Origin of the sequence: Providencia sp. PROV208 (assembly GCF_028479465.1) — a bacterium.
Classification (GTDB): Bacteria; Pseudomonadota; Gammaproteobacteria; order Enterobacterales; family Enterobacteriaceae; genus Providencia; species Providencia alcalifaciens.
On record NZ_JAMPNS010000011.1, the window covers coordinates 113,634 to 140,352 of the forward strand.

The 26,719-nt window shown below is 43.6% G+C and carries 28 protein-coding genes; 9 read left to right on the forward strand and 19 right to left on the reverse strand.

Going from position 1 to position 26,719, the window contains the following annotated elements; genetic code table 11:
- Window positions 1–182: 182 nt before the first annotated feature.
- Window positions 183–437 carry a helix-turn-helix domain-containing protein gene (locus tag PR766_RS09665; RefSeq protein ID WP_006660711.1) on the reverse strand — a complete coding sequence of 85 codons (255 nt, stop codon included), beginning with the start codon at window positions 435–437 and terminating at the stop codon, window positions 183–185.
- A gap of 961 nt (window positions 438–1,398) precedes the next feature.
- Between PR766_RS09665 and PR766_RS09670 the strand changes: the two genes are divergently transcribed.
- Window positions 1,399–2,283 carry a helix-turn-helix domain-containing protein gene (locus PR766_RS09670; protein WP_006661122.1) on the forward strand — a complete coding sequence of 295 codons (885 nt, stop codon included), beginning with the start codon at window positions 1,399–1,401 and terminating at the stop codon, window positions 2,281–2,283.
- 73 nt (window positions 2,284–2,356) lie between these two features.
- Here the strand turns inward: PR766_RS09670 and PR766_RS09675 are convergent, their stop codons facing one another.
- From PR766_RS09675 to napF, 16 genes are all read right to left on the reverse strand, one after another.
- Window positions 2,357–4,402 (reverse strand): TonB-dependent copper receptor, encoded by a 2,046-nt coding sequence (locus tag PR766_RS09675; RefSeq protein ID WP_154636227.1) that lies wholly within the window; start codon window positions 4,400–4,402, stop codon window positions 2,357–2,359.
- 181 nt (window positions 4,403–4,583) lie between these two features.
- The gene (locus PR766_RS09680; RefSeq protein ID WP_036975188.1) at window positions 4,584–5,012 is read right to left on the reverse strand and encodes a DUF2946 domain-containing protein; all 429 of its coding nucleotides are present in this window, start codon (window positions 5,010–5,012) and stop codon (window positions 4,584–4,586) included.
- Window positions 5,013–5,204: 192 nt separating this feature from the next.
- The gene (locus PR766_RS09685) at window positions 5,205–5,363 is read right to left on the reverse strand and encodes a hypothetical protein (RefSeq protein WP_154629623.1); all 159 of its coding nucleotides are present in this window, start codon (window positions 5,361–5,363) and stop codon (window positions 5,205–5,207) included.
- Window positions 5,364–5,391: 28 nt separating this feature from the next.
- Entirely contained in the window at window positions 5,392–6,468 is a 1,077-nt protein-coding gene (locus PR766_RS09690) for a cytochrome c biogenesis protein CcmH (RefSeq protein WP_006660707.1), read from the reverse strand.
- On the reverse strand, window positions 6,465–7,022 hold the full coding sequence (gene dsbE, locus PR766_RS09695; protein ID WP_006660706.1) for a thiol:disulfide interchange protein DsbE: 558 nt from the start codon (window positions 7,020–7,022) through the stop codon (window positions 6,465–6,467). Before dsbE ends, PR766_RS09690 begins: the two co-directional genes overlap by 4 nt.
- Window positions 7,019–8,950 carry a heme lyase CcmF/NrfE family subunit gene (locus PR766_RS09700; protein ID WP_006660705.1) on the reverse strand — a complete coding sequence of 644 codons (1,932 nt, stop codon included), beginning with the start codon at window positions 8,948–8,950 and terminating at the stop codon, window positions 7,019–7,021. Before PR766_RS09700 ends, dsbE begins: the two co-directional genes overlap by 4 nt.
- Window positions 8,947–9,426 carry a cytochrome c maturation protein CcmE gene (ccmE, locus tag PR766_RS09705; RefSeq protein WP_006661119.1) on the reverse strand — a complete coding sequence of 160 codons (480 nt, stop codon included), beginning with the start codon at window positions 9,424–9,426 and terminating at the stop codon, window positions 8,947–8,949. Before ccmE ends, PR766_RS09700 begins: the two co-directional genes overlap by 4 nt.
- Window positions 9,423–9,635, reverse strand: a complete 213-nt coding sequence (gene ccmD / locus PR766_RS09710; protein WP_154636226.1) for a heme exporter protein CcmD — start codon at window positions 9,633–9,635, stop codon at window positions 9,423–9,425. The genes ccmE and ccmD overlap by 4 nt, the downstream gene beginning before the upstream one ends.
- Entirely contained in the window at window positions 9,628–10,371 is a 744-nt protein-coding gene (locus tag PR766_RS09715) for a heme ABC transporter permease (RefSeq protein ID WP_006660701.1), read from the reverse strand. Before PR766_RS09715 ends, ccmD begins: the two co-directional genes overlap by 8 nt.
- A 137-nt stretch (window positions 10,372–10,508) precedes the next feature.
- The gene (gene napC, locus PR766_RS09720; RefSeq protein WP_006660700.1) at window positions 10,509–11,111 is read right to left on the reverse strand and encodes a cytochrome c-type protein NapC; all 603 of its coding nucleotides are present in this window, start codon (window positions 11,109–11,111) and stop codon (window positions 10,509–10,511) included.
- A 9-nt stretch (window positions 11,112–11,120) separates the two neighbouring features.
- Window positions 11,121–11,570, reverse strand: a complete 450-nt coding sequence (napB, locus tag PR766_RS09725; protein WP_006661117.1) for a nitrate reductase cytochrome c-type subunit — start codon at window positions 11,568–11,570, stop codon at window positions 11,121–11,123.
- Window positions 11,567–12,430 carry a quinol dehydrogenase ferredoxin subunit NapH gene (gene napH, locus PR766_RS09730; RefSeq protein WP_006660698.1) on the reverse strand — a complete coding sequence of 288 codons (864 nt, stop codon included), beginning with the start codon at window positions 12,428–12,430 and terminating at the stop codon, window positions 11,567–11,569. Before napH ends, napB begins: the two co-directional genes overlap by 4 nt.
- Window positions 12,417–13,112, reverse strand: coding sequence for a ferredoxin-type protein NapG (gene napG, locus PR766_RS09735; RefSeq protein ID WP_006661116.1), 696 nt, complete (start codon window positions 13,110–13,112; stop codon window positions 12,417–12,419). Before napG ends, napH begins: the two co-directional genes overlap by 14 nt.
- A gap of 6 nt (window positions 13,113–13,118) precedes the next feature.
- The gene (napA, locus tag PR766_RS09740) at window positions 13,119–15,605 is read right to left on the reverse strand and encodes a nitrate reductase catalytic subunit NapA (protein ID WP_006660696.1); all 2,487 of its coding nucleotides are present in this window, start codon (window positions 15,603–15,605) and stop codon (window positions 13,119–13,121) included.
- Complete coding sequence (gene napD / locus PR766_RS09745; RefSeq protein WP_036952105.1) at window positions 15,602–15,865, reverse strand: chaperone NapD; 264 nt, start codon at window positions 15,863–15,865, stop codon at window positions 15,602–15,604. Before napD ends, napA begins: the two co-directional genes overlap by 4 nt.
- The gene (gene napF / locus PR766_RS09750) at window positions 15,855–16,346 is read right to left on the reverse strand and encodes a ferredoxin-type protein NapF (RefSeq protein WP_006661114.1); all 492 of its coding nucleotides are present in this window, start codon (window positions 16,344–16,346) and stop codon (window positions 15,855–15,857) included. Before napF ends, napD begins: the two co-directional genes overlap by 11 nt.
- A 756-nt stretch (window positions 16,347–17,102) precedes the next feature.
- Between napF and nrfA the strand changes: the two genes are divergently transcribed.
- The 7 genes from nrfA (at window position 17,103) to PR766_RS09785 (ending at window position 24,147) form a co-directional block, all read left to right on the forward strand.
- Window positions 17,103–18,536: an ammonia-forming nitrite reductase cytochrome c552 subunit gene (gene nrfA, locus PR766_RS09755; protein WP_006661113.1), complete on the forward strand. Its 1,434-nt coding sequence runs from the start codon at window positions 17,103–17,105 to the stop codon at window positions 18,534–18,536.
- A 45-nt stretch (window positions 18,537–18,581) separates the two neighbouring features.
- On the forward strand, window positions 18,582–19,154 hold the full coding sequence (nrfB, locus tag PR766_RS09760; RefSeq protein ID WP_006660692.1) for a cytochrome c nitrite reductase pentaheme subunit: 573 nt from the start codon (window positions 18,582–18,584) through the stop codon (window positions 19,152–19,154).
- Entirely contained in the window at window positions 19,151–19,822 is a 672-nt protein-coding gene (nrfC, locus tag PR766_RS09765) for a cytochrome c nitrite reductase Fe-S protein (RefSeq protein WP_006660691.1), read from the forward strand. The genes nrfB and nrfC overlap by 4 nt, the downstream gene beginning before the upstream one ends.
- On the forward strand, window positions 19,819–20,775 hold the full coding sequence (nrfD, locus tag PR766_RS09770; protein ID WP_154636225.1) for a cytochrome c nitrite reductase subunit NrfD: 957 nt from the start codon (window positions 19,819–19,821) through the stop codon (window positions 20,773–20,775). Before nrfC ends, nrfD begins: the two co-directional genes overlap by 4 nt.
- Before the next feature lie 22 nt (window positions 20,776–20,797).
- Window positions 20,798–22,579, forward strand: a complete 1,782-nt coding sequence (locus tag PR766_RS09775) for a heme lyase CcmF/NrfE family subunit (RefSeq protein WP_154636224.1) — start codon at window positions 20,798–20,800, stop codon at window positions 22,577–22,579.
- On the forward strand, window positions 22,572–23,645 hold the full coding sequence (nrfF, locus tag PR766_RS09780) for a heme lyase NrfEFG subunit NrfF (protein WP_006661110.1): 1,074 nt from the start codon (window positions 22,572–22,574) through the stop codon (window positions 23,643–23,645). Before PR766_RS09775 ends, nrfF begins: the two co-directional genes overlap by 8 nt.
- Window positions 23,646–23,745: 100 nt before the next feature.
- On the forward strand, window positions 23,746–24,147 hold the full coding sequence (locus tag PR766_RS09785; protein ID WP_006661109.1) for a hypothetical protein: 402 nt from the start codon (window positions 23,746–23,748) through the stop codon (window positions 24,145–24,147).
- Window positions 24,148–24,183: 36 nt separating this feature from the next.
- On the opposite strand, the gene PR766_RS09790 is transcribed toward PR766_RS09785, so the two are convergent.
- Window positions 24,184–24,441, reverse strand: coding sequence for a GDCCVxC domain-containing (seleno)protein (locus PR766_RS09790; RefSeq protein ID WP_006660686.1), 258 nt, complete (start codon window positions 24,439–24,441; stop codon window positions 24,184–24,186).
- Between the two features lie 192 nt (window positions 24,442–24,633).
- Here PR766_RS09790 and yegD point away from each other — a divergent pair, with 192 nt between their 5' ends.
- On the forward strand, window positions 24,634–25,986 hold the full coding sequence (yegD, locus tag PR766_RS09795) for a molecular chaperone (protein ID WP_154636223.1): 1,353 nt from the start codon (window positions 24,634–24,636) through the stop codon (window positions 25,984–25,986).
- Window positions 25,987–26,027: 41 nt separating this feature from the next.
- Here yegD and PR766_RS09800 read toward each other — a convergent pair whose 3' ends face one another.
- Entirely contained in the window at window positions 26,028–26,699 is a 672-nt protein-coding gene (locus PR766_RS09800; protein ID WP_006661106.1) for an ABC transporter ATP-binding protein, read from the reverse strand.
- Between the last annotated feature and the right edge of the window lie 20 nt (window positions 26,700–26,719).

Consider the following 26,719-nt stretch of genomic DNA (forward strand, 5'->3'; position numbering starts at 1 on the left):
AAGCCATTCATTAAGCCGGAAGAAACCATCTATATTAGTAAACTAGATAGATAACCTCTTCCGGTTAGATGATTAGAGTCATGGTGTCTCTTTTAAAAATTGTATTGAAATAAAAAATTCATTCCTAAGTTTTATTTTACTTTTATATAAACGATTTAAAAAACTCTAACTCACTGAGATAGTTAGTGAATTGTACTACGGACTCCACTATTTACATTCACGACACCGTATAAAAATGATGCAGGTTCTAGGTTAAATAAATACGCGAACTGAAAAAGAGAATCAACATCAATGCAGCTTTCACCACTTTCAAAACGATTCATCTCATCCTCAGAAATACCTATTAGATCGGCCGCTTGCTGAAGGCTCATTTTATGGCTTTCTCTTTGCATGCGGATTTTGATCCCTAGTTTTTTTGCAATTTCACTTTCATTCATAAACGCTCCTTTTACTATAGATTGAATATCAATTATGAGGGCAAGTAAATTATCATTACGTCAATTTTAATTAATTGACCTGAATTAATAAAATATGACATACATCACGTCACTTAATGACACTCATAAATAGATATATTTCATTTAAACCTGTAATTGGTTGATTTAAAATACAAATAAAACCAATAATCCTTGTAATATAAAAATAAAATCGTGATATTAATCACATCAAATTCAGATTAATACCTGTGTATATTTACTTATTTAACTCATCAAATAATGAGCTTCATCTTTAATTACTCATTTAATGATAGTCAATTACATTGCTTATATTACAAAATCACAAAAACAATGATCAAGGATTATCTTCACTTTTTTCCAATAATGACAGATTACGTTTATACACTTAAATGTACTCTTATATTTAAATCATCAAGTAATGACATATTTACTTAAACCATAAGTAATAGAATAATAATAACCGACTAAACCCTCTATCACTATCAGAATAAACTTTTATCATTTACTTAACCTTTCAACATTAATCAAAAAATTCTTAAAAAAATGCATATTGATGAATAATAATTGAATTTCTTACCCATATCCTGAATCAAGTAACCTTTTGAATATTTAGTTTAATTTTATTTATGATTTAGCCACTTTTGTTCTCTGTATGTGAATATTCTTTTCTTTGCATAACAGCTGATTTAACAAAAAATGCGTTATGTGTAATCAAAAATTCAGCATAATCTTAAGTCTGCTGTCAGTTTAATAAGCCAACTTTCCCTGCATTTAGTGGGCTCTTCTGTAATTAAAACTTACCTAACTTCACATTGCTTATAAAAAAGTTGTCAGTAGACATGCTATCCTACATTCCATTACGATGATTTTTATCTAAATTTAATGCTCAGATTTGGCGCTTAAAATAACGCCTGTTGCAAAAGTGACTGGAAAGGTAACCATGCTACAAGAAAGTGTTATCAGGGAAATCATTCTCTGGATCGAACAAAATTTAGAGTCGCGACTCTCTCTCGATACTGTTGCTGATAAATCTGGGTACACTAAATGGCACTTTCAACGATTATTTAAAACCCAAACAGGTCTCGCATTAGGTGCCTACATTCGTGCCCGTCGTTTATCTTGCTCCGCAGTAGCTCTACGTTTAACTAACGATAGCATCATGGATATTTCACTTCGCTATCGCTTTGACTCACAACAAACCTTTTGCCGCGCATTTAAAAAGCAGTTTGGCGTAACTCCCTCAGAGTACCGAAAACGAACAGGCTGGCATATCGAAGGTTTTCGGCTGCCATTACGTGAAAGTAAAGAACTTGAAGCCCATGTGCAATTGGTTGAATTAAAAGACATTCATTTAGTTGGTATGACTCATCGTTATACTCAAGGTATTAATGAATGGAATTTAAAAACTGAGGAATTACGACGTCAGTATTGGAAAAACTTTTTAGATAAAAATAAGCTTGTAGCCCAAAATTTATATGCTATCCATGGCGTTGACACAACTTCTGATGAAGAAGGTCGCTTTCTCTATTCCACGGCATTTGAAGAAAATGCTCTTGAAGTCATACCGCCATTGACTAAAAAACTCATGGTTCCCGCAGGGAATTACTTGCAGATTAAATTTAAAGGCAGCCTTCAAGGTACTGACTACAATGACATTATCTATACTGTTTATGGAAAAGTGCTGGCAGAAATGGACATCGCCCGAGGTTTAGGGGCTGATATTGAACACTATGCGTTAAAATCAGCGCCGACTTATGAGGATTTTGTTAGCTACCCTCATGATTACATCCAAGAACTTAATTACTATATTCCTGTTATCGTATAGAAAATCATAATCTATTTGACTAACAACCCGTTTTTACACGGGTTGTTAATTTAATGATGCATCACTAAGTCGATTAGAACGTCACGTTTAATTTCCCCCAAAACGTTCTACCTGGCTCATTAACAGGGCTATTGGATGAGTACCCAAACCCACTATTTCCCGCCAAGTTCAAATGCTCGCTGTAGGTTTTATCAAAGAGATTATCGACACCTGTGCTTAATTTCATATTTTCATTGATACGATACGCTGCATTCATCGAAAAGACGGTGAACCCAGCACTTTCACTAAAGTCTTTACCGACGACGTTACCTTCATTGATTGCAACTCGATCCTGACGGCTAACCATACGAACTAACCCAGTCGTCGTCCAATCCCCCTTTTCCCATGTTAAACCTAACCGGCTTTCCAAAGGTGGCATTTGAGGCAACGCACGCCCATCCGTTCTATTTCTCCCCCATGAGTATGCAAGGCTAGCGTCCGCTTTCCATTCATCACTCAATTGGTAAGCCATGCCCATCTCACCGCCCATGATCATGGCATTAACGTTCTCGACTTGGCTCATTCTGGCGTTTGTTGGACTATAACGGAATAAAATAAAGTCATCCACACGACCTATATAAGCAGAGACCCATGCATTAGCTTTCTCATCACTGTATTTAGCGCCGATATCTAGCTGAGTTGTTTTTTCTGTTTTGACGTTATCAAAAACATTTTTGTCACCATTGGGTCCCATTTTAGGTGAGAAGAGCTCCCAATAATCAGGGAATCTTTCCGTATATCCCACGCCGGCATACAACATCACCGGGGTCTTCGGTAAGGCATGCTCATAACGAACAAAACCTGCTGGCATAACGGTATTACGACCTGAAGAGCCCACTCCAGTATAATTATCAACCAGCATTCGGTCTAAACGCCCACCCCCGATCACTTTACCTTGCTCACTCGCGACCCAAGTCACTTCACTAAAGAGACCATAGTCTTGGAATTCAGCGTCTTTTTTCCAGCGATTATTGTTATTTTTTCGGTGCTTATTGGTTTGCATGTCAGCGCCAGCGCGCAGTTCATAGTCGCTCCACAACCACGTCCCCATCACACGGCCTCCCATGGTTTCACGATCAACACGCATTTTCATTGGCATGTTCATCATCATTCCATGACCGCCATGCCCACCTCCCATGTGTCCACCACCTGAACCCATACCACTTGTTGGGCTACGTAATGAATAGTTATCCATAATATGGTCTGCGTAGTTGTAATAGACATTCCCTTCGACTTTATCGAGCACATCACCAATGTTGCTCTTTTCAAAACGCAGCCCTAAGCTTTCGCGTTTAAATTGGGAGCCATCCATTCCACGCCCTGCATAGCGTGCTTCACCATCGCCTTTCCCTGCAGAAAGTTCGAGTAGCGTATACTCATCAGGAGTCCAACCCATGGCGACATCTGCGTTCCATTTATCCCATTTCGATGGCACTTTATCCCCATTTCCATCCTTATAGTCATCAGAACGAGATTTATTGCCAATCAGACGTACATAACCCTTTTCATTTCCAAAGCTAATATCCGCGTTGCCATCCCAACGGTGGTTTGATGCGGTTAACGCACTGGCATTACCTTGAATCCCCGCCGCTGTAAAAATAGGTTTTTCACGTTCAAAGCGCACCGTACCTGCAGAGTTTCCAGGTCCCCATAAAACTGTTTGTGGTCCTTTCACCATGGTTAGCAAATCGAAGTTTTCTGGAGAAATATAGGATGTAGGTGCATCCATACGAGAAGGACACGCACCCAACATTTCACTGTCATTTGTCATAATTTTAAGGCGAGAGCCAAACATACCTCGGAAAACAGGGTCACCATTCGTGCCACCATTACGAATTTGAGAAAAGCCGGGGATAGTTTTCAAATAGTCAGAACCATCACTCGCAGGTACGGGCTGTCTTGGTGTTTTTGGCGAGGTTGAAATCATTAAGGGTGAATCCACAGGCGCAGTCACAATCATCACAGAACTATTACTGATAGACGATTGTTTCTCTTCTTCTTTTGCAAAAGTCGATGTGGAAGTGATAGCCGTGACCACCAATACTGCGACAGGTGAAAATTTATAATTCATTGAGTTCATTTTTTGCCTATTTTTATCTGTTTCTGGCCGCTTTTAATTCAATGTACACGTCATCATTAGCTATTTTTTGGCAATAGCTTAACCTCCTGAAAATGAAGCTCAAATTTCAAGATCGGTAACGTGACTTTATGCATTGAAAGCAAAAGCAGTTTTAAATTACGTTAAATAAAGAAATGAAAAATTAATAAGCAGTAGGTGGAGCACGAGCTAAATGTAATGACCACGGACGAAAAAGTCGTAATTGGATACAACGTTCGAAAGGAATAAAGATGGTGAGTGTCGCTAATTGGCGAATTATCGCAGCAACAAATAGAACTAAAAATGGGAAGTGAACTAATAACTGGCAATAACCACAAGCAATATCTTCCATAGGTGATTGCCCGACCCCCGTCATCAGCATGTGATTCATTGCACCACTGTCTTCACAACCTTCAGACAACGGCATTTCATGATGCTGATGCATCGAATGCTCGGCCATTTCCCCCTGCCTCACCGTGCAACTGTTCATCTGTGACATTGATTTTGAAATCAATGGTGCAACAAATAACATCGCAATAGCGAGTAAAGCAAGATAAGCGGCAAATTGTCGAATAACGTGACGTAAATGCAACGGTTTTCCGGTATTTCACAACCAATAGATGGGCGCAGATTGTATCTTAATTGGAGGTCTATTGTTATTATTTTTTGCCATTATTGTTAAGGCGAAACAGAGCTCTCAATTCATATGAAAAAACTAACTTCACCGAGTTAAGAACTGCCCTCTAAGCATCCGTTAGTTTTTATCTATGTGTCATCCAACTCGTTATTTACTTACCGACACACCACCGTCCACATATAATGCCCCCCCTGTCATGAAGCATGCTGCCCCACAGATCGCAACCATATCCGTATTACACCCTAAAGAAAAATGCCAACCCGTATCACTGATTGGCATTTCTCGATCTGACCAAACATTGAACATCGTTAATCATCAATGCCCAAGTGCTTCATTACTTTCCTTCTGGCGCATCTTTCTTCTCATGCAACATCATTAAAGATTGCTCGATACTTTTCTCAATAATGCCTCGGCGCTGATCATTTTCAGGCAGTAGCTTTAACATCATTTGCCAAGCGGAAATCGCTTCAGGGTAACGTGCTTGCTCAAATGCATTGAAAGCAAACAAGCTCAACGCTTTGACGTTAGTCCGGTTTTTAGCAATCAGCTTTTTGAGCAATTCATTGCCTTCTTGGTTATCACTTTGATCAGAAGAACGGGTTAATACCTCAGCATAACCAAGCGCTACGGCATCATCGTCTGGTGATAAACGATAAGCACGACCATAAGCATCGGTTGCCATGGTGGCATTACCTAGCACCATCCCGATACGCCCTAACATCACCCACCCTTCAATATTTTGCGGGTCTTCCTGTAAACGCGTACGCAGCCCAAGAGCCAAACGCTCCATTTCTTCATTATTCAGGGGAAGCTCATTGGCATTTAACGCTCTATCTAACAGCGCTGGTGCTTGCTGGTAAGCGATATTCCAATCTTTAACCTTACTGTAGTTGCCGACTTGGTAATATGCGGCTCCTGCCACACCCAGCGCAATCACGATACCCGGAAGGTATACCCAAGCGCTCGCACGGCTAGCTTCCGGTAATAATGCATCATCGTCATCAGACTGAGCAACTTGACTGGCTCTCACGCGTTTTTTAGAGCGCGCATAAATCAGCCATCCCCCCACCCCGATAGCAACGAAAGGTAATCCCCATAACATCACAGTCAGCGGTGTTAAGGGTGGGTTATATGTCACAAAATAGCCATAACGAGCCACCATATAATCGATGATTTCATCACGACTTTTCCCCTCTTGCATCAGCTCATACACTTTCTGACGCAAGTCGAGTGCTATCATTGAATTCGAGTCTGCAATACTGTTGTTCTGGCATTTTGGACAACGCAACTCTTCCGTCAATTTACGAAATTGTTGCTCTTGCTGCTCATTCTCGAAAGTGAACACTTCCGTAGACGCGAAACTGACGCCAGCACTCAATGCCCACATCATCAAGGCAATCACGTATTTCATTGAGTTGCCTCCTTGCTATAACGGTCCCACAATGGCTTCAATTCGTTTTGCCAAACGCGCTCATCAACCGCGCCAGCATGGCGATAACGAATAATGCCTTGCCCATCAATTAAAAAGGTCTCTGGCGCACCGTACACACCCAAATCAAGCCCAAGCATACCTTGCCCATCGAATAAACTTAGCGCGTAAGGGTTACCCAATTCACGCAGCCAAACAATGGCCTTTTGGCGATCATCTTTGTAATTTAATCCCACAACACGAATACCCTGTGATGCTAGTTGGTTCAAATACTGGTGCTCAGCACGGCACGTTGGGCACCATGTCGCCCAAACGTTCAATAAAATTGGCTGTCCTTGAATAAGGGCTTTTGTGTCATATTCTTGCCCCGGATTCTCCAAAGACTCCAAACGGAACACTGGCACGGGTTTGCCAATTAAAGCCGATTCTAGCAAACGAGGGTCATCCCCTTCTGCATTACGCACCAATTGCCACAACAGCACGGCAGCAATCGCCGCAAAAATAACAAAAGGAATTAAAAATACTTTGCGATTCATACAGATTCCCCTTGTAACTTGCGACGACGATAACGCGGATCAAACAGGCAACACAATGCGCCCACTGCCATTAGCACGCCACCAGACCAAATCCAACGAACAAATGGTTTATAGTACAAGCGTAATGTCCACACATTCGGAGAAATCTCTTCCCCCAGCGCTGCATACAGGTCACGAGTAAAGCCACCATCGATAGCCGCTTCCGTCATCACTGCACGGCTAGTGCTGTAAAAACGTTTCTCTGGGTGTAATGTCGTCAGCACTTTGTCATTTTCTTTTACGGTGATGGTACCAATCACGCCTTGGTAGTTTGGACCATCCGCTTCATGTACCCCGTTGAATACGAAGGTATATGCACGAATAGCAATGCTATCGTCCGGCTTCATTTTCACATCACGTTCAATACTGTAATTTTGACTAAAGGCGATACCCACGATGGTCACTGCCAAACCAAGGTGTGCCAGAACCATTCCCCAATAACTGGAAGTCAATTTGATTTTTTTACTGATGCGCACTTTCATTTCGGCAAAAGCCAAAATCACAATCCAGCATGCCATCATCAAGCCCAATACTGTCAGCGCTTCCACTCTGTCTTGCATTAACCAAGGCAGCAGGAAAGAGAGAATTAGCGTAAGCACTAATGCAATTATCAACAATTTACGGATAGCCGCTGGGCGGTCACGCCCCCAACGTACTAGTGGTCCAATACCTAATAACAAGGCAAATGGCACCATTAACGCGATAAACATAGTGTTGAAGAACGGCTCACCAATCGAAATCGTCCCCAAGCCAATTTGCTTATGGACCAACGGCAGTAACGTCCCTAACAACACCACCAGCATTGCTGCTGTTAGAATCACGTTATTTCCCAGTAGCAGGGACTCCCGAGACCATAATGCGTTATTGACCTTAGAACGCACTTTATGACCCCGTATCGCGAATACTAATAGCGAACCGCCAATCACTAGCACCATAAAGGCGAGAATAAACAACCCACGAGCAGGATCGGAAGCGAAGGCATGCACCGAGACCAAGACGCCTGAGCGGACTAAGAACGTGCCGAGTAAACAGAGGGAGAAGGCAAAGATTGACAGTAACAATGACCACGCTTTAAAAGTGGCTCTCTGCTCTGTCACTGACAATGAGTGAATCAAAGCCGTACCGACTAACCATGGCATGAATGAGGCGTTCTCTACCGGATCCCAGAACCACCAGCCCCCCCAGCCTAATTCGTAATAGGCCCATGCGGAGCCCAACATAATACCCAGCGTTAAGAAGAACCATGCTGCTAATGTCCAAGGGCGAGCAAAACGCGTAAAAGAGCTATCTAAACGCCCGCTGAGTAACGCTGCTATCGCAAAGGCAAAGGCCACTGAGAAGCCGACATATCCCATATACAGTAGCGGAGGATGGAAAATTAACCCAGGATCTTGCAACAGAGGATTTAAGTCACGTCCTTCTATTGGGAATGCGGGTAACGTCCGCGAAAATGGGTTTGAGGTAAAAATAATGAATAGCAAGAAACCGACACTAACCATCCCCATAATGGCCAGCACTCGCGCCACAATATCGAGAGGCATACGGTAACTGCACAGCGCCACCGCGAATGTCCAGCCGCTCATTAATAATACCCATAGCAGCAGAGATCCTTCATGGGCACCCCATGTGGCAGCGACTCGATACCAAATTGGCAATTGCGTGTTGGAGTTATTAGCCACATAAGTGACAGAGAAGTCATTCACCACAAAGGCATTAACCAGAACTAAAAATGCCCCTGCGAGACAAAGAAATAGCAACCATGCTAATGGTCTAGATGCTGCCATTAAGCGGGTATCATTACGTGACACCCCCCATAATGGATAAAAAGAAAGTAATACGGCGATCCCTAATGATAAACACAGCAGGATATTACCAATCTCTGGGATCATGATGCATTGTCCTTATACATTGCAGCAGGACGTTTATGGTTTTCTTGCATAGCTTGCTCAACCTCTGGCGGCGTATAGTTTTCATCGTGTTTCGCTAACACTTCTTTCGCCATCACATGGTTATTCGGCTCTAACTCGCCTTGAACAACGACGCCTTGTCCTTCCTTAAATAAGTCAGGCAAGATACCGTCATAGCTCACATCAATTTCAGCTTCTGCATCATACACAGTAAAAGTCACTTTCAGGGAATCAGGGTCACGCACAACAGAGCCTGGCATCACCATGCCACCAACCCGCAAACGCTGCCCAACTTCAGGTACCTTATGGGTTTCCCGTTTACCATAAATCACTTCGCCTGGAGTATAAAACAGGTCAATACTGGAACTTAAAGCGTATAACACCAATGAAAATGTAAGCCCAACACCTAAAATAATCGATGATACTAACCACAATCGGTTACGGCGACGAATATTCACATCCCCTCCCTGCGCGCTCTGGCGGCTTTTTGTCTTGCTTCACGCGCTTGTTGCTGAACAATTGCGTTAAAAATCATTTTTCGTTGAATGTAGGTATGGATACACAGCGCCACTAACGGCAAAAGGGTTAGCGCAACGGCTAACCAGACATAAAATCCATAACCACCCATGGCGATGAAATCTCCCCAAGAGGAAAAAGCACTATTCATGGTGGTTTCCTCGCTTCATGACCAATTCCAGTACCCAAGGTCGATTTCGTTCTAATATTAACAGTTGGCTACGCAAACGAATTAGCGTTAATGAAATAAACAGGAATAAATATCCTAAAATAGCTAAACGCAATGGTGTACGCATCGCAGGATTAATGCTTTCTTGCATACGCGTAGAAGGTTGATGCAACGTTTGCCACCATTCCACGGAGTAGTGAATAATCGGTAAATTAATCACGCCAATTAACACTAAAATTGCCGCCGCTTTCCCCGCGGTACGGCGATCATCAAAGGCATGCCATAAGGCAATCACCCCGACATAGAGAAATAATAAGATCAATTCAGACGTCAAGCGTGCATCCCATACCCACCAAGCCCCCCACATCGGTTTTCCCCATGTGGCTCCCGTGACTAATGCGATAAAGGTAAATACAGCACCAACAGGTGCCATGGCGGCAATCGCTAACTCCGAAATTTTCATCTGCCACACAAGCCCCACAAAGGCAGTAATCGCCATTGTGGCATAAATGCCCATTGACCACATTGCAGCAGGGACGTGAATATACATGATCCGGTAGCTATCACTCTGTGTTTTGTCGGTCGGTGCAAAACCAAAGCCCCAAACCCAGCCGACAGCCAGAAAGATCACACTTAACACAATAAACCATGGAGCAAGCCGCCCACATAATCGATATAGGTTCATTGGAATCGCTAATTGGTGAAGCTTTTTCCACATAGTTTAATAGCCCCGATTTGTCTCGCAAAAATGCTGTGCTCTAATATTAGCTACAATACACAAAAACCACGTAATTTTATTGATTTATCACAAATACAACTTAGGCTAGTTAGCCAAATGACCAACTAGCCTATTTTCTAGAAGCCAGGTTCGACTTCTCGCATATCCGGTAGTTTATGCGCAATACCCTTATGGCAATCAATACATGTTTTTCCGTCTTTTAAAGCTTGGTCATGCATTTTTGCTGCCACGCTTTTTTGAGCGGTGAAGTCCATATAATCGAAGTTATGGCAATTACGACATTCTTGGGAATTATTATCCTTCATCCGTCGCCATTCGTTCTGTGCCATCTCTAAACGGTGAGCCTCAAATTTTTGAGGTGTATCAATCACGCCAAAAATCTTACCGTATAACTCTTTACTGGCTTTGATTTTTCTTACCATTTTAGGCACAAACTCGTGCGGTACGTGGCAATCAGGACATGTTGCTCTCACACCACTACGGTTCGTATAGTGGATGGTATCCATATACTCCTCATAGACGTTCTCACGCATTTCATGGCAGCTAATACAGAACTCTTCTGTGTTGGCTTTTTCCATTCCGGTGTTAAAACCGCCCCAGAAAATAACCCCACCGACGAAACCGATAATCAACAACGTTCCCAATGCTAAGCGGCTTGGGCGCCACCACCATTGCCAAATCCGGCGGATGAATCCCGGTTTATCACTTTTATTTGTCATGTCTGCCCCTTATTTCCCAAAGCCTTTAGATGGGGTAAAGGTATTATCGATAATCGGCGCAGTATCAGATTGAGGAACATGACACTGTAAGCAGAAATAACGATTCGGAGCCACTTCGCCTAACACTTTACCAGATGCATCCATAAAGTGAGTTGGGCTAATACGTGGTGCACCTGTAGTGCGATAGTTTTCAACACCGTGGCATTGTAAACAACGGTTAGTGTTAGTGGTAATTTGATACCCTTCAACACTATGAGGGATCATAGGTGGCTGGTTCACGTAGTTCAGCGCCATCTTTTCCTGCTCTTTAGGAATATGAATGCCGCTTTCTGGTGTACCTGATACTTCTGGTGATTGAGACAGATCGACTCCATTAGCCGACCAAGCAAAACTGCTCACGACAACGGCCATGCCTGCTATCCAACGGCTTAAAGTTCTTTTCAGGACAGGGTTTTTCATGATTTAGCTCCCGAACTCCATTTTAGTGTTATTTTAAAAACGTCCTCAGAACAAACATCAATACAGCGACCACAAGTCGTGCAGTCTTTCGCTGTGATCTGCGCTGGGGCTTGTTTATCAAGAACCGGAACGCGCAAAACTTGCGGTTCAGGGCAAACGTGGAAACAGTCCATGCAGCGATTACACTGCTCTTTTTTGTGGGCGGTCACCACTAAAGCCCCTTTACAGCCAGCCACACCATACAGCGCGCCTAGCGGGCATAAATGACCACACCAACCGTGTTCCACGACCAATAAATCAAATAGAAACAGTGCAATTAAAACTAAAGCGCCACTGCCAAAACCAAAAATCAGGCTGCGACCCATCAAAGAAACGGGGTTAATCCATTCCCATAGTAACGTTCCAGTTAATGCTGAACCCAGTAAAATAACACCCAGCAAAACATAGCGAATGTAACGAGGGATAGTAGCGGATTGGTTGAATTCGAATTTCCGGCGTAACCATGCCGCTGCATCCGTCACCGGATTAACAGGACATACCCAACTACAGAAAACACGTTTTCCTAACAGGGCATACACCCCGAAAACAATCCCAGCACCGATTAATGCAGAAATTCCCGGTAAGTAACCACTTGCTAAGCTTTCAAGAGTAATTAGCGGATCCGTTAGCGGGATCGTGTCGAGCAATAAACTGCTACTGTAATTACCATGCAAGATCCACACGCCAAACCATGGACCACTTAAAAACATGGCTAATACTAACAGTTGGCTTGTGCGTCTTAGCACCAACCATTTATGGCTTCCCCACCATCCTTTTTTCGCCAGAGCCTCACGTCCGGCATCGTGCTTACGATTTGCCATTGCTTCCCTCCAGCCAACCAAAACGGTAATGGTGACCTAATTCCCCTTTTGCTAGCGATCGCGGTAATACCTTGATTGCCGACTCTTCGAGCACACACGCTTGCTCACACTTACCACATCCAGTGCAGTAATTACTGTTCACAGTAGGTAAGAAACGTGCATGTTTACCCGTTCGATGGTTTTGCTCAAGTTCCAGTGTGATAGCTTCGTCAATGACAGGGCAAACTCGATAACACACATCACATCGTAACCCTTGAAAATTTAAGCAGTTTTCTTGATCGAGTAATACTGCCAACCCCATGCGTGCATCATTAATAGATGCAATATCCTTATCCAAGGCACCACTTGGGCACACTTTGGCACAAGGAATGTCTTCACACATTTCACAAGGATTTTCACGAGCAACAAAATACGGTGTTCCAGCTGCCATGCCTGACGCCAATGTCGCGAGTTTCAACATGTCATAAGGACAAGCCTGCACACATTGACCACAGCGCACACAAGCACTTGCAAAGGCACTTTCATCTAAAGCTCCCGGCGGGCGAAGATGGACTCCACTCGCTCGGGAGGTTTGTTGCTGCAGCCCCAGTACCACACCAACAGCCGCCAGTCCACCCGCTGCGCGAGCAACATCACGCAAAAAACGGCGGCGACTATTCTGGGAACCCGGTTTCTGGGACATACGCAATTACACCTTTTCCAGTTTAACGGCACATTTCTTATAATCCGTCTCTTTCGATAACGGATCCGTTGCATCCAAAGTGAGGTTATTCACTAACTGAGATGCATCGAAGAATGCCATATAAATCAAACCTTTTGGTGGACGGTTACGACCACGGGTTTCCACCGTTGAAAGCACTTCACCACGGCGAGAAAGCACTTTGACTTTATCCCCACGACGCAAGTCTTTCGCTTTTGCATCCAATGGATTCATAAACACCACTGACTCAGGAAAAGCACGGTGCAACTCAGGGACACGGCGAGTCATACTTCCGGTATGCCAATGCTCAAGAACACGCCCAGTCGATAACCATAAATCGTACTCTTCATCTGGCGCTTCTGCCGCTGGCTCAAATGGCAGCGCAAAGATCACCGCTTTACCATCTGGTTTACCGTAGAATTGGAAACCTTGTCCGGCTTTAACGTAAGGGTCATTACCTTCGCTATAACGCCACTGAGTTTCTTTACCGTCCACAACTGGCCAACGAATACCGCGTGCTTTGTGGTATGCATCAAAGTCAGCTAAGTCATGACCATGACCACGACCAAAGCTCGCATATTCTTCAAACAGCCCTTTTTGCAGGTAGAAACCTAATTCACGAGACTCATCATTCAGTTGGTCTGCTGCCAATTCCGTAATTGGGAATTTAGCCACTGACTCGTTAGCAAACAGAATGTCGTACAGAGTTTTACCGCGGTATTCTGGTTTCTTCGCCAATAACTCTTCCGGCCAGACATCTTCTGCTTTAAAACGGCGAGAGAACAACACCATCTGCATTAAGTCAGATTTAGCCTCACCCGGTGCAGGAACTTGTTGACGCCAGAATTGAGTACGGCGTTCTGCGTTACCGTAAGCGCCTTCTTTTTCTACCCACATTGCTGTTGGTAAAATTAAGTCTGCAGACAGTGCACTGACTGTTGGGTATGGGTCAGAGACCACAATAAAGTTACGAGGGTCACGCCAACCAGGCATGCGCTCTTCATTAATATTTGGACCCGCCTGCATGTTGTTATTACACATCACCCAATAGAAATTGAGTTTGCCATCTTTTAAGGCTCGGTCTTGAGCAACCGCATGTAATCCCACTTTTTCAGGAATAGTTCCCGCTGGTAATTTCCAAACGTTTTCGACTTTTTCACGGTGTTTTTCGTTAGTGACCACCATGTCAGCAGGCAGACGGTGAGAGAACGTTCCCACTTCACGCGCAGTACCGCAAGCTGATGGTTGACCGGTTAAGGAGAACGGTCCACAGCCTGGTTGAGAAATTTTACCTGTCAGCAGGTGCAGGTTATACGCTAAGTTATTCGCCCAAACACCACGAGTATGCTGGTTGAAGCCCATCGTCCAGTAAGAAACCACTTTCACGTTTGGATCTGCGTACAGTTTCGCTAACGCTTCTAACTGGTCTTTTGGTACACCGGTCATTTCTGCCGTTTTATCGAGAGTATATTCCGCAACAAACGCTTTATACTCTTCAAACGTCATTGGATCAGACGCATCCGAACCAGGGTTTTTGGCTTGTTTCTCTAATGGGTGCGTTGGACGTAAGCCATAACCAATGTCAGTCACGCCACGGCGTAAGTTAACGTGTTTATCAAGGAAGTCCTGATTCACCGCATTATTTTGAATAATGTAGTTCGCGATGTAGTTGAGGATCACTAAGTCAGATTGTGGCGTAAAGACGATACCGTTATCTGCGAGCTCAAAACTACGGTGTTTAAATGTAGATAACACCGCAACGCGTACATCTGGGTTGGATAAACGACGGTTGGTAATGCGTGACCATAAAATTGGGTGCATTTCCGCCATGTTCGAACCCCACAGCACAAAAGCATCGGCATGTTCGATATCATCGTAACAGCCCATTGGTTCATCCATACCAAAAGTACGCATAAAGCCAACAACCGCAGATGCCATACAGTGACGCGCATTCGGGTCTAAGTTATTTGAACGGAAGCCACCTTTGAACAGTTTGGAAGCGGCGTAACCTTCCCATACAGTCCATTGCCCTGAACCAAACATCCCGATAGCTTCAGGACCTTTCTCTTTCAGGGTCGTTTTAACCTTCTCTTCCATCACATCGAAGGCTTTTTCCCATGTAATTGGCGTAAATTCACCGTTTTTATCGTACTCACCGTCTTTCATACGCAGAAGCGGTTGAGTTAAACGGTCTTTTCCGTACATGATTTTTGGTAAGAAGTAACCTTTAATACAGTTCAAACCACGGTTAACTGGCGCTTCAGGATCACCTTGGCTCGCCACAATACGACCGTTTTGTGTTCCAACTAAGACCCCACAGCCTGTACCGCAGAAGCGACAAGGTGCTTTGTCCCATTTGATGCTTTCTTGCTGACCAACCACTGCTTTCGCAATACTTGGTACGCCAACACCTGCCGCCGCAGCAGCGGCCGCTATCGCATTGGCTTTCATAAAGCTACGACGACTAAGTTTCATACTTTTTCCTCACATTGCTCATCCTGCTGGTGATAAACCAGTGAAACATCCAATACACCATCGATATCACGGATAAAATCGATAGTATCTAAAAGCGTTTTGCTGTCTTCCCCTTCTACAACCACAATTAACTTGCCATTTTCAGGCGAGGAAATAGCCACTTCGCAGTTGGGTTCTTGGTGTAATTCATCTGTCACAGCTGGAATGCGTTCACTTTTGACTTGAACAATCAAACTGCAAACTTGCCAGTTATTGTGCATCTTCATGCTCCATGGTAATGGCTGATACAGGACATCCCGCGACACAAGCGCCACAACCTGTACAGCCCTGCATATCTATTTTTGGCTGATAAATACCGGCCAGTGATGGACGAAAGGCAATCACTTGAGGCTCACAGCTGTCTTCACAGCGACGACATTCAATGGATTTGTACGCCAGACAGTGCTGCCCAATGGAAATCTTGATGCTCCAAGGCTGGGTATCTTGAGGAAGGAATATGGGTTCAGGACAGGCTTCTGCACATGCATAACAAAACGTGCATTCGCCACGCTGAAAATCGACCATGGGATAGCCACCAGGACCTGGTTGCAAAATCGCGGTTTCACAACTCTCGATACACTGGTTACAGCGAGTACACAGTTCAATAAAACGTGCCTCACTACCACTCCAGGGTGGTCGAATTACGGGTGCGGCATTACGCCAAGCCCCCGTTAAAACTCCCCGACGGGTGATATCAACCATGTTTGTTTCCTTTACATTGCCCAACCAAAAACTGCTAAAAGAATCTGATAAACCGTACTTTTTATATGATTATTATCGTAAATATTAATTAGCTAACTATCAAAAATACATACTACCTAGTAGGTAATCTAATTTTCTGCATTATTATAGAAAAAGCAGTCATTCTTTGAGGTTTTACATCATCCGTGAAATGCAAATATCAAGAAATAAGGATTCAGAGCTGTTTTATAATTATTCATTAACATTTCATAAATATGATTTGCGAAATTAAACCTTATTTTTAATAGTCGATTTTATAATTAATGAAAATTAATACCACTAAAGTGGTATATGATGAGCACTTTTGCAAAAAACTATATTTACTTTTTTTGATTTTACGCACGTTTTAATTCAAAAATTGACCAGACTATTTACGAATTATATTGAATTTAGATTAATTTATTATAGATTTCAGTCAGATAAAAAACAACCTCAGGAAAATGACAATCATTCCCATTTAAAATGGCAAATTTACATAATTCTTTTAAAAAACCAAATTAGATATTTTTTATTTATTAAATTCCCGCCATTTTAATTATTTCTCTTCGATTAAAAAGTAAACTCATTTTAATTATTGATCAAAGACAATATTTTTTGTGTGGTTTTTTGCTAATTATATAAGTTGGCGATTGTCTGATAGCAACAGTGCGATTGCTATCAATTATAAAAATAAATACAGCTAATGGGATGGCTGGCTTAAAAACACTCGAGGCCCTTATGGCAAAGATAAGAAATAATGCACTGTACCTACTTAGTGTGCTTGCAGGAATATTTCTGTTTACCTCTGTACAGGCACAAACTGAAACTAAAGATTCCGTAACAACCATTAACGCTCGAAACGAAACTTTCGAGGCAGCTCACCCAGATCAGTACCATTCATGGCGAGCCACCTCTGAGCAGTCACAACGGGAAGATGCGCTGGCTGAAGATCCCCGCTTAGTCATTCTATGGGCTGGGTATCCTTTCTCTCGTGACTATAATAAACCGCGTGGTCACGCTTATGCCATCATCGACGTGCGCGAAACACTTCGTACTGGTGCCCCGAAAAATGCGGAAGATGGTCCCCTTCCTATGGCATGTTGGAGCTGTAAAAGCCCTGACGTCGCAAGGCTCATTCAAGAACATGGCGAAGATGGCTATTTTAAAGGGAAATGGGCGAAAGGTGGCCCTGAAGTTGTTAACGTACTCGGTTGTGCAGATTGCCATAAGACAGACTCACCAGAGTTTGCAAAAGGCAAACCAGAACTCACACTTTCCCGTCCGTACGCTGAGCGCGCAATGGAAGCCATTGGAAAACCATTCGACAAAGCAAGTCGCTTCGACCAACAATCCATGGTATGCGGTCAATGCCACGTAGAATACTACTTCTCAGGTGAAACCAAAGCGGTGAAATTCCCTTGGGATAACGGAACCAAAGTCGAAGACATGGAGGTGTACTACGATAATATTGCCTTCTCTGACTGGACAAACTCCCTTTCTAAAGCCCCAATGCTCAAAGCACAACACCCTGAATATGAAACTTGGAGCGCGGGTATTCACGGCAAGAACAATGTCACTTGTATTGACTGTCACATGCCGAAATTACAAAACGAAAAAGGTGAACTGTACACCAGCCATAAAATTGGCAACCCATTCGATAACTTTGATCAAACCTGCAGTAGCTGCCATACACAAAGCAAGGAGCAACTCCAAAGTATCGTTGCTGAGCGTAAAAAAGCGATTCAGGAGATGAAAATCAAAGTGGAAGATCAGTTAGTACGCGCTCACTTTGAAGCGAAAGCCGCTTGGGATGCCGGTGCAACAGATGCAGAAATGAAAGATATCCTAGCTGATATCCGTCATGCGCAGTGGCGCTGGGATTTGGCTATTGCATCTCATGGTATTCACATGCATGCCCCTGATGAAGGGTTACGTATGTTAGGTGGGGCGATGGACAAAGCCGCAGATGCTCGAACTAAGCTCGCGCGCTTACTGGGTTCAAAAGGCATTACTCATGAAATTGCGATCCCTGATATCTCCACTAAAGAGAAAGCGCAACAAGCCATTGGCTTGGATATGCAAAAAATTAACGCCGACAAACAAGAGTTTTTAAAGACTGTGGTGCCTGAATGGGATGCACAGGCTCGTAAAAACGACCTGTTAGCCAAATAACCACCCACCCCAGTTCGCTGGGGTGCGACAACCAATGGAGTGAATATGGGCGTACTACGTTCGTTATTAACTGCTGGGGTGCTGGCGTCAGGCTTGTTATGGGCAATATCAGCGTCTGCAACACCACAAATGGCTGAAGAAGCCAGCAAGGATGGTCGCTGGCAGGTTACGCAACAGCGTAACCCAGATAATGCCTGCCTAGATTGCCATAAACCTGATAAAGAAGGCATGCATGGCACACATGCCGAGGTCATCAACCCGAATAATAATTTGCCGGTTACCTGTACCAATTGCCATGGCAAACCAGGTCCTAACCACCGTGAAGGCGTCAAGGATGTCATGCGGTTTAATGAGCCAATGTACAGCGTGGAACAGCAAAATAGCGTTTGTTTATCTTGCCACCTACCGGAACAGCTGCAAAAAGCGTTTTGGCCACATGATGTTCACGTTACCAAAGTCGCCTGTGCTAGCTGCCATGACTTGCACCCAAAACAAGACATGATGAAAGAGTTAAACGATAAAGGTAAGGTCAAAATCTGTGTAGATTGCCATTCAGATCAGCGAGATAACCCGAACTTTAATCCCGCTGCGGTCAATGTCCTTAAGGAGCAGCCATGAGTTGTTCTCGTCGTCAATTCATAATCTATTCAGGCGCACTGGCGGCGGTAGGCGGTGTGGCGGGGCATTCCCTCGCCAATACCATGAAGGTTGACGGGGTGCGTTATGGCATGATCCACGATGAAACACTGTGTATCGGCTGTACTGCCTGCATGGATGCATGTCGGGAAGTCAACCAAGTTCCAGAAGGCGTATCACGATTGACGATTATTCGCAGTGAACCAATCGGTCAATTTCCCGATATCAAATATCGTTTCTTCCGCCACTCTTGCCAGCACTGTGAACACGCTCCTTGTGTCGATGTTTGCCCAACCGGTGCCTCATTTATCGATAAAACAACGGGGATCGTGGATGTTAACCCTGACCTCTGTGTCGGCTGCCAATACTGTATCGCAGCCTGCCCCTATCGCGTCAGATTTATTCACCCTATTAGCAAAACCGCCGACAAGTGTGATTTTTGCCGTAAAACCAATCTCAAAAATGGAAAACAGCCCGCTTGTGTGGAAGCGTGCCCAACCAAAGCACTGGTATTCGGCAATTTAGATGACCCAAACAGCGCGGTTTCGTTAATGCTCAATGAAAAACCGACTTATCGATTCAAAATTGCGCTAGGGACTAAACCGAAAATGTACCGTGTTCCCTTTAAATACGGGGAGGTAAGCCAATGACAACCGCTTCCGCTTTCCATTTTGAATCCTTAGTTTGGGACTGGCCAATCGCCGTTTACCTCTTTCTGATTGGTATCTCTGCGGGCCTCGTCGTGCTGGCAGTTTTGATGCGCCAATATGTGCCTAACTCAGCCACCAGCACGAGCACAATCATGCGTACTACGCTGGTTTTAGCACCAACAACCATTATTCTTGGTTTATTGATCCTCATTTTTCACCTAACCCGTCCATGGACGTTCTGGAAATTGATGTTTCATTACAGCCCAACCTCCGTAATGTCTATGGGGGTCATGCTATTCCAAGTCTACATGGCGGTACTCGTCGTTTGGCTCGCTAAAATTTATGAGCAAGAGTTAATCGGATTACAACAAAAATGGCTACCTAAACTGACCATTTTGCCTCGGGTCTTAGGTTGGTTAAGCCGAGTCATGCGCGGGTTAGATATCGCTATGCTGGTTTTGGCGGTTTTATTGGGTGCTTATACCGGGTTCTTGCTATCTGCACTCAAATCCTATCCGCTCTTAAACAACCCGATACTACCGGCACTCTTCTTATTTTCGGGAATTTCGTCGGGGCTTGCCGTCAGCTTATTGGCTATCGCCCTGCGCTACCGTCAAAATATCCATAACCCAGAAACGGCCTTTTTGCATCGCGTAGAAAGTTTTGTAGTATGGTTAGAAATATTTTTACTAGCGGCATTCTTCGTCGGGCTGGCATTAGGCGATGACGGTAAACTACGCTCATTAGTCGCCGCGTTAGGTGGCGGTTTTTGGACGTGGTGGTTCTGGCTGGGTGTTGTGGGAATTGGCTTTATAATTCCTCTAGCCTTAAAGAAATGGCAACAAAAAGGCAGCCAAGCCTTTCGGGTTTTCGTGGTCAGTGGCGCTAGCTTAATTGGCGTATTTTTCCTGCGTTTCTTTGTGCTATACGCAGGGCAATTGACCGTCGCATAACCAAGCTAAATAAAGGTGATACTTGGAAATTTTCCTCCCCGAAATCGGGTTTATCAGTTTGCTGCTGGCGCTGTGTATCACCAGTTATCACACCCTGCTGGGGTTTATTGGCGTTTTCCAGCACGTCCCGAGGCAAATGTCTCAGGGCGTGCTGTGGATCTCTTTGCAGTTCGCCTGTTTGCTCGTCGCATTTTTATGTTTAACTGCCAGCTTTGTTCTCAGTGATTTTTCTGTTGTTTATGTAGCACAGCATAGCCATAGTTTATCGCCACTGATGATCAAAATTGCTGCCGTCTGGGGTGGGCACGAAGGCTCATTATTGCTTTGGGTGCTATTTTTCTCAGGTTGGAGTACCTTATTTGCATGGCGCTACCGCCGCCAAAACAGTGCATTTTTTCCTTTAACCCTCTGCCTTTTAGCCGCCATATGCACCGCTTTATTGCTGTTTGTCGTGTTCTATTCCAATCCATTTGAACGCTTATTTCCTCCTGCGATCGAAGGACGCGACCTCAACCCCATGTTGCAACATTGGGGACTAATTTTACATCCTCCCCTACTTTATCTTGGTTACAGCGGATTCATGTTGGTTGCCGCGTTAGTATTAGCCGCATTAATCGCCCCCCCAATGAAACAACCTGATGACGCAAGTCAGACCATTGCTCAACTGTGCTGGCGCTTTGCTGTTCCTAGTTGGTGTATACTCACTAGCGGTATCATCCTTGGTTCATGGTGGGCATACAGTGAATTAGGCTGGGGAGGATGGTGGTTTTGGGATCCTGTCGAGAATGCCTCTTTACTCCCTTGGCTTTCTGCCACGGCACTCTTGCATAGTTTATCGCTCACTCGACGGACAGGACGCTATCGCCACTGGAGTATGCTACTGGCGATAATGACCTTGATTTTGGCACTGCTTGGTACGCTCATTGTCCGTTCAGGGATCTTAATCTCCGTTCACGCCTTTGCCCTCGATAATGTGCGTGCCGCTCCGCTGTTTTTGCTCTTTAGTTTCTTAAGCCTTGGGGCGCTTTTTATTTATGGCTGGAAAGCCAAATTTCCCCCTCGTGACACCCAACGTAAAATATCGCGAGAAATCTATTTATTACTCACGCTCATCGTGTTTACTGCCGTTTTAGGCATTGTGCTCACTGGCACACTGTATCCAATGATTTATGGGCTACTGGGACTCGGTAAAATTTCAGTGGGTGCGCCTTATTTCAATCAGGCTTTACTGCCTTTTGGCTTAATCATGCTCGTGCTTATCGTGATATCGACATTCGGATATCACCATATCACACACCAAGGCCACCATACATTACGTCAACGCTCCCTTCTTATTTTGAATCAAAAACTCCCCGCAATTGTCTCGCACACTGGCGTTATTCTGTTCGCTATTGGTCTCGCCCTTTCAGCCACACAAAAAACAGAAACCAGCCAAAATATTGCCGTTGGGCAATCTATCTTTGTCGGTGGTTATCAGTTTCAATTTAAAGAATTACAATTGTCTGCCGAATCTAACTACACCACGGAAAAAGCCATTATCCATGTCAGCCAAAATTCAAAAAGTGGCTTTGATATTATAACGGAACGCCGGCTGTATATGGCTCGCCAGCAACTGATGATTGAGCCTGGGATTAGCTGGGGCTGGTTACGTTCTTGGTATGTGGTTCTGGGGGAAAAAACCGGTGATGACCGCTATGCCATGCGCTTTTATGTACAAGAAGGAATTCAGTGGATTTGGGGTGGTGGATTTATCATGTGTATTGGGGTACTGATAGGCTGGTTTAGGGAGCGTAAACATGCTTAAAATCATAGTCACGTTGCTCCTTTTGCTCAGTTCAATGAGCGTGCATGCACAAATTGTAGATACATGGGCATTTAACTCCAGCGAAGAACAGGAAAAATCCTTACACATAGCCTCACAATTACGCTGCCCACAATGTCAAAATCAAAACTTATTAGAATCTAATGCGCCAACCGCCGTCAGTATGCGTCATCAAGTATTTAAAATGGTTGCAGAAGGAAAAAACGAATCACAAATAAAACACTATATGACTGAACGCTATGGTGACTTTGTTTTATATAACCCACCGTTAAAATCCAGCACGCTTTTATTATGGTTACTGCCTTTATTCGCTGGCTTAGTTATTATTTTTATTCTGTGGAAAGCAGTAAAAAATAACAAAAAGACAAATAATACTGTTCCTACATTTATAACAGGATACAATCAGACTCACTCTGATACACAGTTATTAACAGACATAAATAATAAAAAAACATCTCAATATCCCTATTGGAATAGGATGAGTAATGTCGGTCTTGTCATGTTAATCTTCTTTATGATAGCGGGATATTTTTTATTTCCACGATTCAATTCAACACTTGATCTGTATCAACGACAAAATGACCCTATTCAGCAATTTACGCCTCTAGAACAAGAGAGTCAGGCGCTAAAACGCTTACAAGACGATATCCGCCAATCTCCTGAAAACAGTGAACTTTGGGCCGTTTTAGGTGAGTATTACCTCTACCAAAATAGCTATGATAATGCTTTAACCGCTTATGGCTATGCACTCAAATATCGGGGAGAAAATGCGCAACTCTATGCAGCAATGGCGACCGTGATGTATTACCAAGCGGGGCAAGTGGTTACAAATGACACACAAAAAATGATAGACAAAGCATTAAGTCTAGATAAAAATGAAGTGACCGCATTGATGTTATTAGCCTCAGATGCTTTTATCAATGCCAACTACACAACGGCGATTAGTATCTGGCAAAACTTACTTGATAGTAATAATCCTAGACTCAATCGTGCTCAAATTATTGAAGCCATTCACATGGCTAAATTAATGGAAAAAAGTGGAAAGTAATGAATAAAAAATAAAGCTTACTGAGCTTTATTATCTTTCTACATCCTTGATTGATAAAAAATAATAATAAGTTTAAATATTATAATTTAGAAAAAATATCATGACGAATAAGATGCTTGCTATCTCAGTGATTATTCTTATTGCAGGAGGATCGTTTCTTGCAGGAGTAATGACTAACTATACACCTGATTTAGATGTAATTAAGAAGTCAGAGAAGGCTGTCGAAGACCTTTTAAACTTCCCTAAAACAGTCGAATTTAAAGATGTTAAATACCATATAATAAGGGAAACATTAGATCACGGTACGCTTGGCTATGTTTGTGGTCAAGTTCTCGTTTTTGATGCAAAAAACAGCTATACCTATAAACGTTTTATGGTAAAAACCTACCTGAATAAAGACGGCAGAAATATAGTTTCTATTCCGCTATTAGACAGAGACGAAATGGAGTTTCCGCTCAAAGAATTTAATTATTTATGGCGTAAAAATTGCCAAAGTCGATAATTATACTTAATTGAATATTATCTATTACTGATGAAATTAATTATTCTTATCATTATCCTGTTTGTAGCAACATGAAAGTTTTCCTGTCATATTCGCCTCTTGGATAGGTGGACATTTTACCGTGCCATAAGAACAGAAAACACAGCAGTCTCCCTCTAATGGCTTCAATAATACGCCACAGTGAGTACATTCATAAAACCATTGGCAAGCATCCGTTGGCATTTCTTCTACTTTAGAAAATCCGCATTTTGGGCACGTAATTTCGGACATTAATTCAATATTCACTTGGCTCATGTTACATCCTAAAAAATATCCGTTTCTACTGTTCAAATATTTTATCTCATCTCATTAACCTTATTTTTGCGCTAAGTTAGCTTTGCAGTCGCTTCTATCGCCAAAAATAAAATGCGGTTCCAATAGCATTTCCTGCAAGGTTGATATAAAGTTTTCCACTTTTTTTAAAGCACCCTAAATTTTGGAGGCGAGATGTTTATTGGCTTTGACTACGGAACGTCCAACTGTTCCGTCGCAATCATGAAAGATGGCACCCCACAATTGCTACCCCTTGAAGGTAGCCACTTTTATATTCCATCGACCCTGTGCGCACCGACAAGAGAATCGGTTTCAGAGCATTTATTTCGCCATTTGAATATCTCCCCTTCAGATTCTGTAGGGCAGCAGATCCTACGACGCTCTATCGCGTTTAACCAAGATGAAGGCATTGAATTAGAACCCGAAGATATTGTCTTTGGGCAAGCTGCATTGGACCTATACCTTAGCGATCCCCGCGATGTTTACTATGTTAAATCGCCAAAATCTTTTTTAGGGGCATCGGGTTTACACGAAACACAGGTCAGCTTCTTTGAAGATTTAGTGTGTGCCATGATGGCAAATATTAAACACACTGCTGAAGCCTCAACTCAACAAACAATAACTGACACCGTGATTGGTCGCCCGATCAACTTCCATGGTCGTGGTGGCGAGCTTGCCAACCAGCAAGCAGAAACTATCTTATTAAAAGCCGCCAAACGTGCTGGATTTAAAAATATTGCATTTCAATTTGAGCCTGTTGCTGCGGGTTTGGAATATGAAGCGACTCTCACTCAAGACCAAACCATACTCGTTGTGGATATTGGTGGGGGAACTACCGACTGCTCACTGATCCAGATGGGACCGAGTTATCAGGGTAGCCAAGACCGAACCCAATCGTTGTTGGCGCACAGCGGTCAGCGGGTTGGCGGAAACGATCTGGATATTTTCATTGCCTTAAAACAGCTAATGCAGCTATTTGGTATGGAAAGCCAGTATCAGTCAGGGATCAAAATGCCACTGTTGCAATTTTGGAACCCGATTGCGATTAACAATGTTGAAGCACAAAAAGAGTTTTATTCCCGAGCGAACCTCAATGCTTTAATTCGCTTGCAGCAAGAGGCTCAAGAACCCGCACTACTCGCACGCTTACTTGAGGTTTATCATCAAACGTTAGGTTACAGCATTGTACGTAAAGCAGAAGAAGCCAAGATTGCTTTATCCGATGAACCGAATTACTTAGCCAGAATTGCACTGTCGAAAGAGCTGCTCGAAGTGAATATTGGGCGTGACCAACTCATTGATGCGATTGAATCACCAAAAGCCAAAATGATTGAATTAGTGAAAGAAGCGGTCACACAAGGCGGTGTACAGCCCGATGCCATTTTTGTCACAGGGGGGAGTGCTCGTTCACCTATCTTACATCAGGCAATTCAAGAACAACTCCCAAATATTCGAATTGTGCGTGGAGATGACTTTGGTTCCGTAACTGCGGGTCTAGCTCGCTGGGCACAAACCTGTTTTAAATAAGTTTATTCGCCAATGCCGCCTTCGCGGCATTGGATTCTTCGTTACTCTTCGAGCAATCGCCCTTCTTTTAAGTAACAAATTTTATTCGCCATCAGCTGAGCTTCATCTTCGCTATGAGTCACCAGTAATGCCGTTTGCCCTGCCGCACGTAAAATATCTCGGACTTCTTGTCCTAAACGTTTCCGGCTATCAGGGTCAAGGCTAGAAAGCGGTTCATCCAGTAACAATACCGCCGGCTGTGGGGCTAATGCTCTCGCTAACGCGATACGCTGTTGTTGCCCGCCAGACATTTCATGCGGGAAGCGCTCAGCGAGTGTACTCAGTTCCACCAGATTTAAAAGCTGCTGGACCCGAGCTTGCTGCTGATCTTTAGGTTGTTTTCTTAAGCCAAACGCCACATTCTGCGCCGCCGTTAAATGTGGAAACAATGCGTAATCTTGAAAGACCATCCCGACATTGCGCTGTTCAGGGGGTAAGTGTATATGTGGACCCGCAACACATCGTCCGCCCACATGGATAGTCCCTTTTTCAACGGGTTCAAACCCAGCAATAGCACGCAACGCCGTGGTTTTACCACACCCTGAAGCCCCTAATAAACAACCGATCTCACCCGCTGCAATATGCAAAGAGAAACCATTAAGTACATGGTTACGTTGATGTTTATTGCCGTAAGAGACATACACATTATCAAGAACTAAGGTTGAATCTGACACCGAATACGTTCCTTAACATA

Excerpts from the sequence above, each read along its gene's own strand:
- PR766_RS09665 (WP_006660711.1), bottom strand. The coding sequence starts at position 437 with ATGAATGAAAGTGAAATTGCAAAAAAACTAGGGATCAAAATCCGCATG.
- PR766_RS09670 (WP_006661122.1), top strand. The coding sequence starts at position 1,399 with ATGCTACAAGAAAGTGTTATCAGGGAAATCATTCTCTGGATCGAACAA.
- PR766_RS09675 (WP_154636227.1), bottom strand. The coding sequence starts at position 4,402 with ATGAACTCAATGAATTATAAATTTTCACCTGTCGCAGTATTGGTGGTC.
- PR766_RS09685 (WP_154629623.1), bottom strand. The coding sequence starts at position 5,363 with ATGTTCAATGTTTGGTCAGATCGAGAAATGCCAATCAGTGATACGGGT.
- PR766_RS09690 (WP_006660707.1), bottom strand. The coding sequence starts at position 6,468 with ATGAAATACGTGATTGCCTTGATGATGTGGGCATTGAGTGCTGGCGTC.
- dsbE (WP_006660706.1), bottom strand. The coding sequence starts at position 7,022 with ATGAATCGCAAAGTATTTTTAATTCCTTTTGTTATTTTTGCGGCGATT.
- PR766_RS09700 (WP_006660705.1), bottom strand. The coding sequence starts at position 8,950 with ATGATCCCAGAGATTGGTAATATCCTGCTGTGTTTATCATTAGGGATC.
- ccmD (WP_154636226.1), bottom strand. The coding sequence starts at position 9,635 with ATGAATAGTGCTTTTTCCTCTTGGGGAGATTTCATCGCCATGGGTGGT.
- PR766_RS09715 (WP_006660701.1), bottom strand. The coding sequence starts at position 10,371 with ATGTGGAAAAAGCTTCACCAATTAGCGATTCCAATGAACCTATATCGA.
- napC (WP_006660700.1), bottom strand. The coding sequence starts at position 11,111 with ATGACAAATAAAAGTGATAAACCGGGATTCATCCGCCGGATTTGGCAA.
- napB (WP_006661117.1), bottom strand. The coding sequence starts at position 11,570 with ATGAAAAACCCTGTCCTGAAAAGAACTTTAAGCCGTTGGATAGCAGGC.
- napH (WP_006660698.1), bottom strand. The coding sequence starts at position 12,430 with ATGGCAAATCGTAAGCACGATGCCGGACGTGAGGCTCTGGCGAAAAAA.
- napG (WP_006661116.1), bottom strand. The coding sequence starts at position 13,112 with ATGTCCCAGAAACCGGGTTCCCAGAATAGTCGCCGCCGTTTTTTGCGT.
- napA (WP_006660696.1), bottom strand. The coding sequence starts at position 15,605 with ATGAAACTTAGTCGTCGTAGCTTTATGAAAGCCAATGCGATAGCGGCC.
- napD (WP_036952105.1), bottom strand. The coding sequence starts at position 15,865 with ATGCACAATAACTGGCAAGTTTGCAGTTTGATTGTTCAAGTCAAAAGT.
- napF (WP_006661114.1), bottom strand. The coding sequence starts at position 16,346 with ATGGTTGATATCACCCGTCGGGGAGTTTTAACGGGGGCTTGGCGTAAT.
- nrfA (WP_006661113.1), top strand. The coding sequence starts at position 17,103 with ATGGCAAAGATAAGAAATAATGCACTGTACCTACTTAGTGTGCTTGCA.
- nrfB (WP_006660692.1), top strand. The coding sequence starts at position 18,582 with ATGGGCGTACTACGTTCGTTATTAACTGCTGGGGTGCTGGCGTCAGGC.
- nrfC (WP_006660691.1), top strand. The coding sequence starts at position 19,151 with ATGAGTTGTTCTCGTCGTCAATTCATAATCTATTCAGGCGCACTGGCG.
- nrfD (WP_154636225.1), top strand. The coding sequence starts at position 19,819 with ATGACAACCGCTTCCGCTTTCCATTTTGAATCCTTAGTTTGGGACTGG.
- nrfF (WP_006661110.1), top strand. The coding sequence starts at position 22,572 with ATGCTTAAAATCATAGTCACGTTGCTCCTTTTGCTCAGTTCAATGAGC.
- PR766_RS09785 (WP_006661109.1), top strand. The coding sequence starts at position 23,746 with ATGACGAATAAGATGCTTGCTATCTCAGTGATTATTCTTATTGCAGGA.
- PR766_RS09790 (WP_006660686.1), bottom strand. The coding sequence starts at position 24,441 with ATGAGCCAAGTGAATATTGAATTAATGTCCGAAATTACGTGCCCAAAA.
- yegD (WP_154636223.1), top strand. The coding sequence starts at position 24,634 with ATGTTTATTGGCTTTGACTACGGAACGTCCAACTGTTCCGTCGCAATC.